This is a genomic window from Legionella lytica, from assembly GCF_044626755.1.
Lineage (GTDB): Bacteria > Pseudomonadota > Gammaproteobacteria > Legionellales > Legionellaceae > Legionella > Legionella lytica_A.
Map to the genome: position 1 here is coordinate 1,584,399 of NZ_JBGORX010000001.1, position 16,574 is coordinate 1,600,972.

Below are 16,574 nucleotides of genomic sequence, written 5' to 3' on the forward strand. Positions count from 1 at the left end.
ACTAACAAATTTAAAGTGCATAGTTTAAAAATAATCCGTAAAATCTATGACATTTGCAGTTAACCTGGATAGATTAACATCGAAACCTAGGTGGAAACTAGGGGCTGTTACCCTTAGCCTTCGGCAACATATAACAACGAGAGAGAAAGAATGAATCGCCCAACTGAACTAAACTCATGGAAAAAGCTTAAAGGATGTACCACTAACTTACTTAAATCATCCTTGCTGGAAAACGCCTACGTCTCAAGTGAACACCTTTCTCTGGATTTCAGTGGCCAGCCCATTAATGAATCAATATTAAACCAATTACTTGAACTTGCGCACGAAAGCAACTTGTCTGAGCACATGAATGCTCTCCTTGAAGGCGAATGCATCAATAATACAGAAAACCGCCCTGCCTTACATACCGCCTTACGTGCTCAAGAGCAAGATGCCATTTATGTTAATGGTCATAACGTGGTTGTGGATGTCACAAACGTACGTCACACCATGAAGGCAATTTCCGCACAGATTCGAGAAGGAAAATGGTTAGGTTATACCGGTAAAGCAATTACTGATGTGGTTAATTTAGGAATTGGCGGCTCCATGCTGGGTCCCTTCTTTTGCATTGATGCCCTTAGCGATTACGTCACGAATCAATTAAATTTTCACTTTGTTGCGGAAGTTGATCCGAATGCTTTTACGCGTGTCAGCGCTAAATTAAATCCAGAAACCACTTTATTCATTGTTTCCTCAAAATCATTCACCACCCCTGAAACCTTGTATAACATGGAAAAAGCTTTAGCGTGGATGGGGCAAGAACAACATATTGATAAACATTTTATCGCCGTCACCGCCAATGTAGAAAAAGCCTCCGAGCTGGGTTTTAAGCAAGTCCTTCCCATTTGGGATTGGGTGGGTGGCCGTTACTCGGTGTGCTCATCGATTAATTTAATTACTTGCATTGCTATAGGTTATGAGCATTTTTCTGCTTTGCTTGATGGCGCAAACAGTATGGATCAGCATTTCAGAAGCACCGAATTTTCCCAAAACCTACCTGTGCTTTTAGCTTTATTAGGTATTTGGAATATCAACTTTTTAAATAATAATAATTTATTAATGTTGACCTATTCTGAAGATTTAAAATACCTGGTTCCCTATCTGCAACAGTTGGATATGGAAAGCAACGGCAAATCAGTAAATAAGCAAGGGCAACGAGTGAGTTACGATACTGGCCCTATTATTTGGGGTGGTCCCGGCAATCATGCTCAACATAGTTATTATCAATTACTGTGTCAGGGAACCCGTAAAATTGCCGCTGATTTAATCAGTGTTAAAACCTTTGATCAAGAGCCGATTAACAAAATGTGTCTTGGCCATCGTAAAGTACTTACTGAAGGAGTGGCAATAGAGGATAATCCTTACAACTATGTGCATGGAGAAGTTCCCGTTAATCATATTTCTCTGGCAGACTCCACTCCTAAAACACTTGGAGCGCTTATCGCCTTGTATGAGCATAAGATTTTTGTGCAAGGAGTAATCTGGAACATCAATTCATTTGATCAGCCTGGTGTAGAAAGCGCGAAGAAAATATTTAAGCGATACGCCTAGGGAGAAACATGAACAAACAACACTCTATTTCCCTTATCGGCGCAGGCCATCTTGGCCGCGCGTTGCTATGCGGACTCATCAAAAGTGGCCAGCCAGCTCAATCAATTACCGTCAGTAATCGTAGCCAAGATAAATTAAACCGCTTGGTGAACGAATTAAACGTGGTATCCGCAGCAAGCAATAACGATGCGATCGATGCCGCTGAACTACTTATCTTGGCGGTAAAACCGCAATTTATGCAGGATGTATGTCAAGAAATTGCCAAAAAAGTACAGAAGAAAAAACCACTGATCATTTCATTGGCTGGAGTAACGGAACTAGAACAAATTGCCCAATGGCTTGGAGCCTCTGATTTAAGCATCATTCGTGTTATGACCAATACTCCCATGGAGTTTGGCAAGGGAACCTCTGCCCTTTTTGCCAACGCATGTGCCACCGATACTCATAAGCAAATAACTGAGGCACTTTTTAACGCAGTAGGCTCTGCATTCTGGGTTGATAAAGAACAGCTTTTAGACCCCCTTACTGCAGCCATTGGCAGTGCACCAGCTTATGTATTTATGTTCATGGAGGCGCTGCAAAAAGCGGCCGCGAGTCAAAATATTCCTGAAGAATTAGCCGAAAAAATAGCTATTGAGGTAGTCAGTGGTGCTGCAGTCTTAGCCAAACAATCGAACTATTCTTTTGCTGAATTAAGAGCCGGTGTGACGACTCCTCATGGCATTACTGAACATTCATTAAAAGCCTTAGATATGGAGGATTTTTTTACCCGCTTTAAGGAAATATATCAAGCAGCAAATGAACGTATTGAGCAAATTAAATCGAAGTAAGCCTAAAAGTCCCATCCTAACACAGTAAAGGAGCCCTGCCTTATGCCAGCGCTCCTTCATTGCCTCACCTAGATGCTCTGTCCTTTGCTCTATATAGCCCTGAAAACCAAAATATAAGCACAGGTTTTTATTTTTGATCTTTTGGTGTAAAATTAAATCAATCACATCCAAGAATGTTCACTATGCCTAACCCTACATTCGATACTCGATTTCTACAAAACAACTACACTATAGCGCCAGTTAATCAACAACAATTATTAGCAATATATAACGGACAAGCTCCGGTGTATTTTGAGGCTTCAGATGCTCCCGATACCCATGCTCAATTAACGGCATTCAGAGCAAATATATCTTTCCAGCTATTTCAATCTCAATATGAATATCTACTAGCCCACATTAAAAAATGGTGTAGGGACAATAATGTTCCCCTAATTCGACTTCGAAGTGATGAACCTCAGGGAATTTCCGCACTGAGATTATTTTATACCCGCTTGTTTGGTCCTGAGGATTTTTTTAGTATTCGTGCAGCTCTACTTTTTGGGGAGGGTAAAAAATCCTTAGAAGAGTTATGTATTTTACTGCAGGATGAACGAATTCCATTGGATAGTAAGAAGAATGTATTAGCCAACTTTCAAGAAGGAATTGTGGTATGTGGAGATGGCTCATTAACCAATATTATTGATGTTACAGATGATTTAAAAGCAGCAACCGGCCTTGACCAAGCCATAGCGACTACAAAAAGAAAACTGCTGCAACAAGAAATATTACATTTTATCCAATTGAAACGCTTCAAAATAAAACCCGGCAATGAAATACATCTTGTGAATGCCTTATATGATCTTGTTGCAGATAGTTATGGAGTACCTAAAAGAAATGATAATATTAAAATACCCGGCACAGAAAAATATTCAGCCGACCTTACAAAATATCTAGATGCCCATCTAACCGCACAGAGTGCCATTCGCTTTTTAACAGAGCAAATGCTGCTCGCTCTCAGGAATATGAATATCCAGCAAACCTTATTCAAAGGACAAGAGTCGGTAGAATGGTCTGCTGGTTTCATTAATGAAGCAGAAAAACTCATTAAATCATTTAATGACAGTTACAGCCCTTTAATCACTCTGGATTTGCACTCAATTATGCAAAGTGACGAAGATGGTTTAACACTGACTTCTAAAGCACTTAATGAAACTGCGCTCCAAGTTGAGGCCGTAAAACAATTCTACCAATTATTTTGTAAAGGGGGGGTCGTGTATCCCGTAATAAAATTTGAAGATAGGCCTGGTACTCTCGTATGCTACTCTGAGTCGTTTATTTGGACTGAAGAAGGTTCAGAAATTAAAAATGGCACACCACAACAATTTTTTACGTTATTTCTTAGAAACACTATGCCGTTTACTCCCGTAAACGTTCAAAAAAATCCCAGTGTAAAGCGCCAAGGAATCGGACTGCTTAACGAATTATGGCTCCATTATCCCAACTATAAAAACGAGTTGGTGCACTGTCTTCAGGATGTTGGTATTGATGTTGGTTATTTGTTATCAGGAACTAATGTAGAACTCATAGAAGAAATCATTCGCAATCAGCTTCAACCTCAAGAAAAATTTTCATTTGAAGTAAGTTTAAATGTTATACGCTCATTATATAAGGCTCGGAAATTTGATATTTTGCAGCAATTAGGCAAGTGTGGAATAATTAATGCTTATACGCTGGCAGAAAATAACGAATATGAGCTGCTAGATTATCTACTCCAGAACGATGTATTAACCCAAGCTCGTTTCCATCAGGAAGCTCCATATGTCCATGGTTCTTTAAGAAGAAACGAAACTATTAGCATATTAGCAGCACGGCAGCAATTTGACTTGATTGGTAAACTATCAGATAAAGGCCTAATTTCTGAATCGATGCTTTTAAACTGGTCATCTGCTTTTAGAAATTCCACCTTAAGGATGTTGTATGCCCAGAGACAAGTAACCTTAATTGGGCAACTTTTTCGCAATGGTTCCTTAACTACCCTACAACTTGCTATAGATAATCAATGGGAAATTCTTAATTCCTTATTGGCAGAAAACGCAATTCGCCCAGAAGACCTGAACCATAAAAGAGATGCTGGGAATTATTACCTACAAAACACCATTCTCATTTTAGCCATTAATAATCAAAAAGATTTTCTCCTGAGTTTACTCAAACACCAACTACTAAAACCCGAGCAATTCGTTGCTAAAGCAGGAAGTGGTTTTTATAAAGGACACTCCGCTTTAGCTATACTGCTTCTAAAAGAGGAACATGAGTTAATTAAATCATTGCTTGAACAAAAAGCGATTAGCGTACTAAAAATTGCCGAGCAAAAAGAGTTTTCCACACTAGAGAAACTAATCGATCGCCAATTGATCACCGCAGAAGATCTGAATGAAGAAGTTAAAACAGCAAGAACTACTAAATCTGTCCTCAAATTTATTGTGCGATATCAAAAATATAATTTATTGCAAAAACTGGCTGCCCAAGGTGTGCTGACAGAAGCTCATCTTTCGATGCAATTAGAGCCAGGTAAGAGACTTGAGCAATTATTGAATGAAAATCAGCAACAGGATTTAGTACAGCAATTAAACGGTACCGCAGTATACGAAGCATCAGAACCAATGAATGTAGATGAGGACTATGTTGAAAATCCTCCAAATAGGCCAAAAAGAACGAAGGGTGAAATAGAAAATACTCGGGGGGCTGCACAAGCCCCCTCTGTAGCGATAAAAAGACCGGCTCCTTTTCTGGGATTCTTTGATGCCCCTGAAGCTAACGAGAGTAGTGGCCCCTCATCCAGCAAACAGCGACCGGATACGCCTTATAAAAAGCGTTAAGGGCTGGTGCGCGGAACGTAGATATCGAGGGAGATTTAGTTTAAAGCTTCACTATTAGCTTATTAATTCAACCTACCCCAAGGTAGCAAGAGGTCGTACCCAAGGGTTGAGCCGCTTCAAGGATGGAGGCAATTTCTTAATAGATTCCTGCGCATCAGTCATATTGCTGTATTCCCCTATTGTAAGTACATACCAAATCACATTGTGCTCGGTGTAATGATTTAACTTTGCTGTTGAATAGAGTAATTTATTGCTTTTAATGTAGCGTTTCATATCAATTTTATCAGTGCTGGCAACCAGTTGCACCGTATATAATTTTTCTTGCAAAGCTTGAGCGATTAGAGCCTTATTCTTCTCCACCGTAGCCGCCTCTCTTTGTGATTGCTCTACCAAAGCGAGTGTAGTGTCCTGAGTTTGTTTACTAATCAAATCCAGATTTTGTTTTACGGCTAAAGTATGCTCAATCAATTCTCGCGTAGCTGAATCTTGCCATGCAGGAATGTGACTGGCTAAGACCGTTTGCTGTACTATGGGCTTAGTCACTGCGGCGGTTACTTGATGGGTGGATGGCTCTTGATTAAAAGCCTTAGCAATAAATAAACAACAAAGCGTCGAAAGTACAGCACTCCCCACCGGTATACCGAATTTCTTTACTCTATCAAGAGTGGAGAGTTCTTTTTTATTAGCAAAGCTAAAAATGAACGATTCTAAACTTGAATTAATCTTAGCCACATTTCCCTTGGTCTGCTGATAAATTTTTTTCAGCTGAGCTTCTGAAAGTGGTTTGGTAATCAAACGAGAGGCAGTTGCCCGTTCCAGTACATAGGCTCGTGTCTCAGCTTCGGTTAAAGCACCCAACTCAATCGTATGCACTAGACCATTAAAAAAGGATGCTGAGAAACCGTTTAATGCAGCGACAATCGAATAATCAGAGAGTAAACACAGATGAAAGAAATTAAAATCTTCCTGGTTTTTAATCGCAAGCATTACTTCTTTAATAAAGACTTCTGGCAAATGTTGCGCATCGTCAATCAACAGCAAAACATGTGCTCTACGCTCATTAATTTGCGCGACCAAAGAAGACATATCGGTATGCTCATCTTGCTTCAAATGAAATTGCTCAGCAATACTGCTGATGATGTCTTCGCGATTGCAAGGAGCTTTTATGGTGATTAATAGTGGATTTATTTGCGGATCTAAATGCTCTTGCAGTATAGAAGCAAATGAAGTTTTGCCTCCTGCTTTTTCAGACAATACGGTAATCAGCGTATTGTTAAAAAGAATCAAATGATTAATGAACTCAATCTTTGACAACCAAGAGTCTGGCTTTAACAATGTTCTAGGTTGTATCACAGCTGCTAACTCAGACTGAAACAATCCATCCCTCATTTTTACTCTCCTTCAACTGCAACACTCAGCGCATCATATAAACTATCTTCTGTTACCTGCTCTTCCAGGTAACAATCTCCTGGATTTCTAATCAATACAAAACGTAAACAATTATTCTTTATTTTTTTATCTAAACTCATCAGCTCTCTTAGTTTTTGCAAATCAACAGTCGCTGGAATTTTATGAGGCAGTCCCGCATCATTTAACATCTGTGCAACAGAATTAACTAGCTGCTCATTAGTTAAACCGACTTTATGGGATAACACCGCAGCACAATACAAACCTATAGCGACTGCTTCGCCATGCAACCATTGCTTATACTGAGTGTAAGCCTCCAAGGCATGAGCAAAGGTATGACCAAGATTTAATAAAGCGCGCACCCCTCTTTCTTTTTCATCCGTTTCCACAAAACGGGCTTTAATCTGACAACATGCAGCAATAAGCTTTGGTAACTCGGGACTCTCCGCCGTTAAACCCTGTTTTAAGGCCTGACTTAATTGGGCTAAAAAATCCCCGCCAGCCAACAGACCATATTTGATTATCTCAGCAACACCCGCGCGAAACTCCCGTTCAGGTAAAGTATCTAAGGTGGCTGTATCGATTAATACCGCCTGCGGCTGATAAAAGCTGCCAATTAAATTTTTGCCTTGAGGATGATTAATTGCTGTTTTTCCGCCAACCGAAGCATCAACCTGGGCTAATAAAGTGGTTGGTATTTGAATAAAGCCAACTCCACGTTGATAGGTTGCGGCAGCAAAACCAGCCATATCACCAATAACTCCCCCCCCTAGGGCGATAATGGTAGTATCACGATGATGCTTATTTTGAATTAATGCATCATAAATGGCAAACAAACTGTGTTGATTTTTATGCTCTTCTCCATCTTCCAAAACCACTACATCGCATTGAACATCGCGCAATGCAGATTGTATGTAGTTTAAATAAAGGGGGGCAACCGTGCGGTTCGTGACAATAAGCGCTTGCGGGGACTTCACGAAGGTCCGTAACCAATCAGTGCAGTCCAAACCATCGCGACAGATACTAATAGAATAACAATGCCCGGTTAATGAAACATCAACCTGCTCATAAACCTTAAAGTTCGCCATAAATATATTTGATTATATTATTTGCTACGGCTTTAACGGTTAATTTATCTGTTTCAAAACTTACGTCGGCTAACTCATCATAGAATGGCTCACGCTCATCTCTTAATGATTCCAAGCGTCCTTCAAGGTCATTCGTCTGCAACAAAGGACGTTTGGTATCACGCTTAGTTCGCTCAAATTGTTGCTGTAATGATGTTTTGAGGTAAATAACAGTTCCTCGTCCCGCAAGTGCGTTTCTATTTTCAGGTGTAATAACAACTCCACCACCTGTGGCTAAAACGATATTGGTCTTTTGCGTTAACTCATCAATAACTTTTTGTTCACGGCGTCTAAATCCTTCCTCGCCTTCAATATCAAAGATCCAAGATATATCTGCGCCAGCGCGCTCTTCAATGACCTCGTCCGAATCAAAAAATTCTAATTTGAGCTCCTTTGCCAAAGCACGACCAATTGTGCTCTTTCCAGCACCCATAGGCCCAATCAGAAAAATATTTCGTACTTTAACTATGCTCATTTTTTATTACATACCTCTTTCTACTGTGATGTCATAAATTAAACATGTTATTATAACAATAAATCCCACTATCCGCAGTCATTTACTGTGCTATTTGTAGGAGAATTATCAACTACTCCCAAAACTACGTTCAATATTCTACACAAATACAGGACAAAAACCCATAAAATTATTTAATATGAGTTGGATATAACAAATAATACTATTTTTTATATCGATTTTACGCCTAAATTTACAAACCAGACGCCCCTACTCATCCAAATCTTACTTTCCTGAGGGCGTGTTAACCAAGGAATTTATTATTTTCGGTGTAATAAAAATAAGCAACTCATCATTTTTCAATGAGACTTGCGTATTTCGAAATAAATTCCCGACAACAGGCAGCTGCCCTAAAAAAGGTATTCTCGTGATTGTCTTGCTCTTGTCCTGCTGATAAATCCCCCCAAGGACAACAGTCTGGCCATTACTTACTAGCACATTGGTCTTAATTTCCTTTGTAAGTATAGCAGGAACCCCATTAAATAGTTGAGTTGATGCAGTATCTTGATTAATTTTTAATTCCATCAGAATTTTACTGTCTGGAGTAATCTGTGGCGTCACTTTTAAACTCAAGACTGCTTTTTTAAAAGAGACTGAGGTGGCACCACTAGCCATCGCTTCCTGATAAGGAATTTCTTGGCCTGAATTAATTACGGCCGGTTGCTGATTCGTCGCAATCAATCTGGGACTGGAAATTAATTCCGCACGCCCCTCACTTTCTAAAGCAGAAAGCTCCAAATCAAGTAAGATGTTGTCGCTAAGTTTAGCCAGTGCCATGCCAACAGAAGCCGGATTCATCCCCGCAATGGGTAGAGCAACCAAGTCTAAATTTAATCGTTGCGAATAAGGATTTATGTCGGCAGGGGGAATACCTTGCCCCATTTGATTCACCCCAGCCAAAGTACCACTCAACCTCCCCGGCTTGGAAACACCCCAACGTATTCCTAAATCACGAGAAAAATCCTTAGATACTTCAACGATACGTGCCTCAATTAAAACCTGTTTAACCGGCACATCCAATTGCTTCACAAGTCTTCGCACCGCGGCAATTTTATCAAAGCGATCCTGAATCCAAATGGAGTTAGTGCGCACATCAGCACTAATTTTGCCTTGTTCAGAAAGTACAGAATTTTGGCTGTCCTTTATCAAGGCCGCAATATCAACTGCTTTAGCATAATTAATTTGCATTAATTCAGAGCGGACTAACGCCAAGGGGTGAGGCGTGTTAATCGGTGAAGATGCAAGTTTGACTCGTGGTTCTTTAGTATCAACCAAGATCACATTATTCGCTCTGCGCATCACCAAACTCTGCGTTGTTAAAATGATATCCAAGGCTTGTTCCCAAGGAACATCGTTTAAGCTCAACGTAATATTCCCGTGCACTCGCTTACTCACCACGATATTTAAATGAGTGAACTCAGCAATGATCTGCAGCACAGCACGCACGCTAATGTTTTGAAAATTAAGTGAGATAGTTTTGCCGGCAATCAGCTTCTTTTGATCTTCCTGCAGTTGCGGTAGTACCACCGGTCGGCCCGTAAACTTTGGCGGATGCAAACCATGCTGCGCAAATACTGCCGAAAAGCTTGCAACTATTAAACTGATGAACACGATAATCTTTTGCACCCTTACTCCTGTTTTTCTCTATACACTTTCAAAGAAGTTGTATGTTTCTCCCTGACGCCAGAACTACTCTTGATGGATTTCTCCAAGCTGATTGCATCGATACTAATTGCGACAATACGCCCCCCCTCTTTTCCCAGATAATCACCAACATGCACTTGCGTAAGCGCTGCATCAGGACCTGCAATTAACCCTAAGCGTCGCGATCCCTGCATTAAAACCCCAACTAATTTTAGCGAATGCACAGGATGTTCCTCAAAGTACTTTGTCCCGGATTGCACGGCTGGCTTTTGCCTATCAGTTGGTTTAAATGGACTGCGCTGCATCATCACATTAGGAAATTTAAATAGCGGCTCTTTTTTGAAGGACGGATTGGCTGGGACTACACCATGCTTTTGCGCTTTCACCTGCTGAATATAGCGTGCTAAATCACGATTATCATTGGAGCAAGCAGCCAATAATAAAGGACAGATACAGAGTAGAATTTGCGATTTATGTGTCATTTATTGCGTACGGTAGCGGTATATTTTAGCTGTAACATTCATCACCAACACCTCTTCACAAAGGGGTTGATTACACGGTGACAGCCTCCCTTTAATACTAAAGTCATGGAAGGTAACAATACGCTCCATGCTTGCTATTCGACTTAGAAATGACGCTAATTGAAAATAATCCCCTTCAATAGACATTTTTATTGGTAATAGGGTATAAAATCCATGCACCTCTTCAGCTTGCGGTGCAAATAAGAGAAACTTAAGACCAGAAGCCATCCCAATTTTCGAAATCTCCTCTAATAAACCATAAAATTCATTTTCTGCAGGTAAGTACTTAATCAAGGCAGTAAACTGTTCTTTTAGCTTCAGGAGCTGGTGGCGATAAGCCTCTAAATTAACCACCTGGCGTTGCTTGCTTGCAAATTCTGCTTTCAACTCAACTTCTTGGGCTTTTAAATCAGTGAAGCTCGCTAGATTGTCATGAAGCACCAAGCTATATCCCAAAACGATAATTAAAGCACTCAAGCCTAACAGCAAGCCTGTTTTTACTGATTTTGGCCACTGCCCCATTGTTTCTAAAGTTAACTCAGGCAAAGAAATACGACTCATGATGCAGTTCCAACAGCGTGCTGACGTCCAAGAATGAAGGTTAATTTAAAACGATTGCTTAATGACTTTGGCTTGTCTTCAACTTGTTTAACAACCTGGAGAATGGGACGTTGAATCCACTCATTATGCTCCATATTTTGCAAGACCCAAGACACATCGAGATTGGACTTCGCATAGCCAAATAGAGAAATCACATTCTCCTTTTCTTCTACTTTACGCAGATAAACACCAGTAGGAACAACCCAAGTTAGCTCATCAAATAAATGTACAACCAGCACCCGCCTAGAGAGTAACTGATGTACCGCAGAAATTTGCGATAAGAATCGAGCTCGTGTCTTTTGTAAAATTTGCAATTCATTTATATTGCCTTCGCAAACTCTAAGCTCCTGTTGCAACATTGCGTTTCTAATTTGCTGATTCGTTGTTAAGTTCACTATGTAAGCGTTCATTGAGACGGTTGTTATTAATGCAAGTAGGCTGCAAAGAATTAATAGTCTGATAAACGCTTTCTTTTCTTGCTGACGCTGATGTTCACGCCAAGGTAATAAGTTAATCTGGATCATAATGTTAGCCTCTATTCCTTAATGCTAATCCGCAGGCAACCAATAATTCAGGTGCATCTTGATAAAGCTTACTCCCATCCACTCCGTTTCTTAGAGTCATGTGAGAAAATGGATTTGCCCGGGTTAGCGTGATCCCTATATGTTCCTGCATCACTCCTATTAATCCAGGCGTATTAGCCAAACCTCCGGCTAACACACAATGCACTACCTGTACTCCTTGACTCACTGAATAAAAAAGATGCAACGTATGCTTTATTTGAAGTGCCAGATATTCTTTAAGAGCAACTAGATCTGTTGACAATCGCGCACAAGCCAATGGTGTTTCTCGGGAATAAATCAGTTCCATATTCTGTAACACAAACAAGTGTATGCATTGTGCATTCAGTTGAATCACCGCAATTGTTTTATCGAGCGTACCGGCAGGTAAATCACGACTCAATTGCCGAGTTGCTCGTGCGACCGCATAAGAAGCAACATCAACACTTTGTACTTGCAAACCTGCCTTATTTACCAAGGCAACCTGGTTTATTACCTGTTCAGCACGTGAGGCAACAATAAGCACATCAACCACAGAGGGATTGTGCCTTGAGGGTCCTATAATTGCGAAATCAAGATAGATTTCACTTAGAGGATAAGGAATGTATTTATCTGCTTCGAGATAAACGAATTCCTCGAGTTCACTTTCATTTAAATAAGCATCAAGCTGAATTATTTTACTAATAACAGCCGCATCAGGAAGCGCCAGAGCGACCTGCTTGCAATTAGGTTGCAACTGATGAATCAGTTTTTTAATTGTATTGGGGACTGCATCTATGGCTTCCAAAGCATTAGGCGATAAGAGTTCGCGTCCGTAAATTTCGACGCACACGACCCCATCCTCCTCGGACAGCACCAACATAGTTATCGCTGTAGAGGTTATATCCAGTCCTATAATTGAATTGCGCTTAGGTTGAACCATGTCATGCAGGCCTCGTATTCCATTGAGTAGCCTATGCATCACAAAAACTCCATAAATCTTGGCACGATATTAACGTAACTTTATAACAAATTGAATATTTTTTTTTACGTTCTCAACGTCTTGCACTCCAAGAAAACATTTAATATAGTGAAGAACCAATCTGTCATGGAATTTCACATTTGTTTTATGGAGGAAGAGTTATATGGCACATTCATTAAATGATTTAATTACATCGCTGGCAACGATTTTAGTTCGTTATCACGACAGCCAAGGAATCAATGTTTGTATTAAGGAAACCGAACCCACTGCAGTGAAGAAAGCTGCTCGCGACTATGCAATGAAACTGTTGCAATTAGACGAGTCTGACCAAGAATTCGCAAGATTAAATGTAGAGTGTACTACAAAATACGCAGACTTTAAGCGCATTGATTTACTTACGTTTATCAAAGATGAAATTAAAATACTTAGAGAATTATCTCTACGAACAACTCCTTTTTTAGAGTCCGATGATGAGTCAACACATAGCGAGTTTGATGACTATAAAAATAAAATCACGATGTTGCTTATAGACTTTAAAGGTCTATTAATCACTCAGAAAGAAAACATTTACGAAGCGCGCATTAAAAGACTCAATGAGCCAACGCCAATTAAATTAGGTCTACATGGCATGATTGACTCGAAAAGGATGGGTAATATCTTTGGGATGCTAAAAAGTTCCCCTTTATGTAATTCTGGCGATCTCGTTAAAGTGGAGCTATTAGATCGATTTAATCTTACAGAGCTATCCACCACGAGTGAAATCAGGATTGTTGCAGAACACATCTGCGAAAGTCATCAACATGCACTGATGGCGGCCCAACATAAAGCAATTATCGAGGGAATGAAAAAACAATATGGTGAAGAATATAGCGCTTTGAGTAGTGAGCTTCAGGATTTGGAAGTAAAACTAAAAACGAAAGAAGAAAAGTTGCTCGAGTTGCAAAACACGCTTAATGAACTGCAAAAAACCAGAGAGGCTGAAGCTCAAGAACGTAAAATCCTAGAAGCAAAGCTTAGCAAAACAGAAGAGGGTTTAAAAGAGACCGAAGCCCAACTGAACAAAACCGAAGAGGCATTGAAAGAAGCCGAAGCCAAAATTGCTGAGCAAAACCTCACGATGGAAAAAATGCAGCAAGAATTGAAAACCCTCAAAGAGGAAAAAACGAGACGCGCTCCTACTGGCGTTTTATCTCCATTCCTCACCGGCCAATATCCCTACCCACAACTAATGTATGGTCTTAATAATCTCAATAGAACGATGGGAAGACCTCAAAGCAACTCAACATCAGAGGACCCGGAAACTTCAGCAACATTTGACCTTTAAACGAATTCCCCATACGGGGTTTTGAGGCTCCCAAACCCGTATTACGCTATGCGAATACGGGCTGCATTCCTAAATAAATCTAATCTAATTGCAAAATTCTGCTCTTTTTTGTACAAAACTCGCAATCTTATGAGGAATCACGGTATAATACGCCCCTAATTTCATTTTAAACAACATGACTCTATGAAAAAAATGGCATATTTCTGGCGTAAAGGTCTATGGGCGCTAATGAGCCTGTGTTTCCTTTTACTAGTTGCAGGTAGCTTCGTGTACCTTTACCTAGAAAGCCAACTACCTAATGTAGACTCATTAAAAACAGTCCAACTCCAAGTTCCGTTACAGATTTTCAGTAAAGAAGGTTTATTGATCCAAGAATACGGCGAGAAAAAACGTATTCCTGTAACATATGAAGAAATACCCCAAACCCTAATCCATGCCTTGGTTGCTACAGAAGATCAACGCTTTTTTGAACATCCCGGCGTTGACATCATGGGGTTGGGACGTGCCGCAGTACGTATGGTTCGTACTGGAACCAAGTCTCAAGGTGGTAGTACCATCACCATGCAGGTAGCACGAAACTTTTTCCTGTCACGTAAAAAAACTTTTTTACGTAAATTCAATGAAATCATGTTGGCTATAAAAATAGACCGCGAACTCAGCAAAGAGAAAATCCTAGAGCTCTATCTAAATCGTATTTATTTAGGTAACCGCGCTTATGGAGTTGGAGCGGCTGCTATGGTTTATTATGGCAAAACTCTAAAAGAACTTAATTTAGCAGAATTGGCAATGCTTGCGGGACTTCCTCAGGCACCATCAACCCAAAATCCTATTGCCAATCCACTCGCAGCTAAAAAACGTCGCGACCACGTATTAGAACGTCTTCTGGAAGAAAAGTATATCACTGAAGAGCAATACCAAGAGGCGATTAACCAACCAATCACGGCCAAATATCATGGCACCGACATTAAAGTAAGCGCACCTTATGTTGCTGAAATGATTCGTCAATCTTTATATGACAACTTCGGTCCCGATGCCTACACTAAAGGCTATAAGGTGTACACCAGCATTGACGGTAATCTACAAAATACCGCAAACCAAGTTGTAGAGAAAAATCTAATTGCCTATGATCACCGTCATGGTTATCGCGGTCCGATTGCTACGATTGGTGAGCAAGACAGCAAATCCTTACGTGCAATTCAAAAGAACCTGGAAAAATACCCTGCGCTGAACCATTTGGTTCCAGCTGTAGTTACTGAAGTTCATGACCGTGCAGCAACGGTAACCCTACAAAATGGGCATACTGTAATTATTCCTTGGTCAGGTTTATCTTGGGCAAGACCCGCACTGAAAAGTGGCTGGATGGGTAAAGCACCAACTAAGGCCATGCACGTGGTTAGGGTAGGCGACATCGTCTATGTGCATTCAACCAAAGAGCACTGGGAATTAGCCCAAATACCTGAAGCCGAATCAGCTATGGTCGCCTTAAATCCTAACAATGGTGCAATCGAAGTATTAGTCGGTGGATTTAACTTCCAGAAAAGCAAATTTAACCGTGCCACTCAATCAAGCAGACAGCCTGGCTCTAGCTTCAAACCCTTTGTTTATGCAGCAGCATTAAATAATGGTTACAGCTTGGCAACCCTGATTAACGATGCGCCAATTGTTGTGGATGATCCAAGCCAGCCTAACTTATGGCGTCCACATAATGTTAATTTAAAATTCAATGGACCAACTCGCTTAAAACAAGCCTTGGTTCAGTCGAAAAACCTGGTATCTATTCGTATTCTGGATGATATTGGGATTAATTACTCCATCGACTTCCTCGCGCGTTTTGGCTTTAACAAGAAAACATTACCCAGAGGCTTGTCTCTTGCCTTAGGAAGTTTGTCAATTAGCCCTATGGACTTAACTGCTGCCTATGCTGTATTTGCCAACGGTGGTTACAAAGTAGAGCCTTATCTTATCGATCACATTACCGATAAAGACGGTAAAGTTCTGTTGCAAGCAAAACCTTCTGTTGCCTGTTCGCAGTGTGATACCAGTGTGGATCATTCAGCCTTAGCGCCCAGAGTAATTCCTGCAGATATTGCTTATCTCATGACCTCTGCCCTAAAAGATGTAATTCAACACGGTACAGCAAGAGCAGCAAGAGCACTTAATCGCCAAGATATTGCCGGTAAAACCGGTACCACCAACGATCAAGTAGATGCCTGGTTTGCTGGATTTAATGGTGATTTAGTTGTTACCTCATGGATAGGTTTCGATAATCCCAAATCATTACATGAATACGCAGCGAGTCTTGCCCTACCCTTGTGGATTGACTTCATGAAAGTAGCGCTTAAAGGTAAACCTGAGCATGATATGAAGCAACCTGAAGAAGTAGTTGCCGTACGCATTGACCCCAGCAGTGGTCTACTGGCTAGACCCAATCAGCCTAATGGCATTATTGAGTATTTCCGTCAGAAGGAAATTCCTGCTGAGGAAGATCCGGCTCTGGTTTATAATGCGAGTAATGATCAAGGACAAATGGCACCTGTGGAGGAGAGCTTGTTTTAATAGCAAGCTCTGCCTTCAATTAGCCAATTTAGCTTGACCAATAATCCCTTCGCATTACGCGGGCTTAACTCTGAGAGCTCACCAT

Annotated in this window: 12 protein-coding genes and 1 pseudogene; 5 read left to right on the forward strand and 8 right to left on the reverse strand. The window is 40.6% G+C overall.

Annotated features, from left to right (window positions below; translation table 11 throughout):
* Nucleotides 1-150 precede the first annotated feature (150 nt).
* The 3 genes from pgi to ACD661_RS06675 all read left to right on the forward strand — a co-directional run bounded on the left by pgi (nt 151) and on the right by ACD661_RS06675 (nt 5,275).
* Nucleotides 151-1,590: a glucose-6-phosphate isomerase gene (pgi, locus tag ACD661_RS06665; RefSeq protein ID WP_400187048.1), complete on the forward strand. Its 1,440-nt coding sequence runs from the start codon at nt 151-153 to the stop codon at nt 1,588-1,590.
* An 8-nt stretch (nt 1,591-1,598) separates the two neighbouring features.
* On the forward strand, nt 1,599-2,420 hold the full coding sequence (gene proC / locus ACD661_RS06670) for a pyrroline-5-carboxylate reductase (protein ID WP_400187049.1): 822 nt from the start codon (nt 1,599-1,601) through the stop codon (nt 2,418-2,420).
* A gap of 182 nt (nt 2,421-2,602) precedes the next feature.
* Nucleotides 2,603-5,275 (forward strand): hypothetical protein, encoded by a 2,673-nt coding sequence (locus tag ACD661_RS06675; protein ID WP_400187050.1) that lies wholly within the window; start codon nt 2,603-2,605, stop codon nt 5,273-5,275.
* A gap of 72 nt (nt 5,276-5,347) precedes the next feature.
* Here ACD661_RS06675 and ACD661_RS06680 read toward each other — a convergent pair whose 3' ends face one another.
* From ACD661_RS06680 to pilM, 8 genes and pseudogenes are all read right to left on the reverse strand, one after another.
* Nucleotides 5,348-6,664, reverse strand: coding sequence for an SPOR domain-containing protein (locus ACD661_RS06680; protein WP_400187051.1), 1,317 nt, complete (start codon nt 6,662-6,664; stop codon nt 5,348-5,350).
* A 2-nt stretch (nt 6,665-6,666) separates the two neighbouring features.
* Complete coding sequence (aroB, locus tag ACD661_RS06685) at nt 6,667-7,770, reverse strand: 3-dehydroquinate synthase (protein WP_400187052.1); 1,104 nt, start codon at nt 7,768-7,770, stop codon at nt 6,667-6,669.
* Nucleotides 7,757-8,284, reverse strand: coding sequence for a shikimate kinase AroK (gene aroK, locus ACD661_RS06690; RefSeq protein WP_040534720.1), 528 nt, complete (start codon nt 8,282-8,284; stop codon nt 7,757-7,759). The genes aroB and aroK overlap by 14 nt, the downstream gene beginning before the upstream one ends.
* A 264-nt stretch (nt 8,285-8,548) precedes the next feature.
* Nucleotides 8,549-9,823, reverse strand: a pseudogene (locus ACD661_RS06695) (type IV pilus secretin PilQ); the annotation flags it as partial.
* 128 nt (nt 9,824-9,951) lie between these two features.
* Nucleotides 9,952-10,449, reverse strand: coding sequence for a pilus assembly protein PilP (locus ACD661_RS06700; protein WP_400187053.1), 498 nt, complete (start codon nt 10,447-10,449; stop codon nt 9,952-9,954).
* The gene (locus ACD661_RS06705; protein WP_400187054.1) at nt 10,450-11,049 is read right to left on the reverse strand and encodes a type IV pilus inner membrane component PilO; all 600 of its coding nucleotides are present in this window, start codon (nt 11,047-11,049) and stop codon (nt 10,450-10,452) included.
* Nucleotides 11,046-11,612, reverse strand: coding sequence for a PilN domain-containing protein (locus tag ACD661_RS06710; RefSeq protein ID WP_400187055.1), 567 nt, complete (start codon nt 11,610-11,612; stop codon nt 11,046-11,048). The genes ACD661_RS06705 and ACD661_RS06710 overlap by 4 nt, the downstream gene beginning before the upstream one ends.
* 4 nt (nt 11,613-11,616) lie before the next feature.
* Nucleotides 11,617-12,609, reverse strand: coding sequence for a type IV pilus assembly protein PilM (gene pilM / locus ACD661_RS06715; RefSeq protein WP_400187238.1), 993 nt, complete (start codon nt 12,607-12,609; stop codon nt 11,617-11,619).
* Nucleotides 12,610-12,772: 163 nt separating this feature from the next.
* Here pilM and ACD661_RS06720 point away from each other — a divergent pair, with 163 nt between their 5' ends.
* The gene (locus ACD661_RS06720) at nt 12,773-13,933 is read left to right on the forward strand and encodes a hypothetical protein (protein ID WP_400187056.1); all 1,161 of its coding nucleotides are present in this window, start codon (nt 12,773-12,775) and stop codon (nt 13,931-13,933) included.
* A gap of 183 nt (nt 13,934-14,116) precedes the next feature.
* Complete coding sequence (locus tag ACD661_RS06725; RefSeq protein ID WP_400187057.1) at nt 14,117-16,489, forward strand: penicillin-binding protein 1A; 2,373 nt, start codon at nt 14,117-14,119, stop codon at nt 16,487-16,489.
* Nucleotides 16,490-16,574 lie beyond the last annotated feature (85 nt).

Bases quoted from the DNA above. Each gene is read 5' to 3' on its own strand.
- pgi (WP_400187048.1), top strand. From the start codon at position 151: ATGAATCGCCCAACTGAACTAAACTCATGGAAAAAGCTTAAAGGATGT.
- proC (WP_400187049.1), top strand. From the start codon at position 1,599: ATGAACAAACAACACTCTATTTCCCTTATCGGCGCAGGCCATCTTGGC.
- ACD661_RS06675 (WP_400187050.1), top strand. From the start codon at position 2,603: ATGCCTAACCCTACATTCGATACTCGATTTCTACAAAACAACTACACT.
- ACD661_RS06680 (WP_400187051.1), bottom strand. From the start codon at position 6,664: ATGAGGGATGGATTGTTTCAGTCTGAGTTAGCAGCTGTGATACAACCT.
- aroB (WP_400187052.1), bottom strand. From the start codon at position 7,770: ATGGCGAACTTTAAGGTTTATGAGCAGGTTGATGTTTCATTAACCGGG.
- aroK (WP_040534720.1), bottom strand. From the start codon at position 8,284: ATGAGCATAGTTAAAGTACGAAATATTTTTCTGATTGGGCCTATGGGT.
- ACD661_RS06700 (WP_400187053.1), bottom strand. From the start codon at position 10,449: ATGACACATAAATCGCAAATTCTACTCTGTATCTGTCCTTTATTATTG.
- ACD661_RS06705 (WP_400187054.1), bottom strand. From the start codon at position 11,049: ATGAGTCGTATTTCTTTGCCTGAGTTAACTTTAGAAACAATGGGGCAG.
- ACD661_RS06710 (WP_400187055.1), bottom strand. From the start codon at position 11,612: ATGATCCAGATTAACTTATTACCTTGGCGTGAACATCAGCGTCAGCAA.
- pilM (WP_400187238.1), bottom strand. From the start codon at position 12,609: ATGCATAGGCTACTCAATGGAATACGAGGCCTGCATGACATGGTTCAA.
- ACD661_RS06720 (WP_400187056.1), top strand. From the start codon at position 12,773: ATGGCACATTCATTAAATGATTTAATTACATCGCTGGCAACGATTTTA.
- ACD661_RS06725 (WP_400187057.1), top strand. From the start codon at position 14,117: ATGAAAAAAATGGCATATTTCTGGCGTAAAGGTCTATGGGCGCTAATG.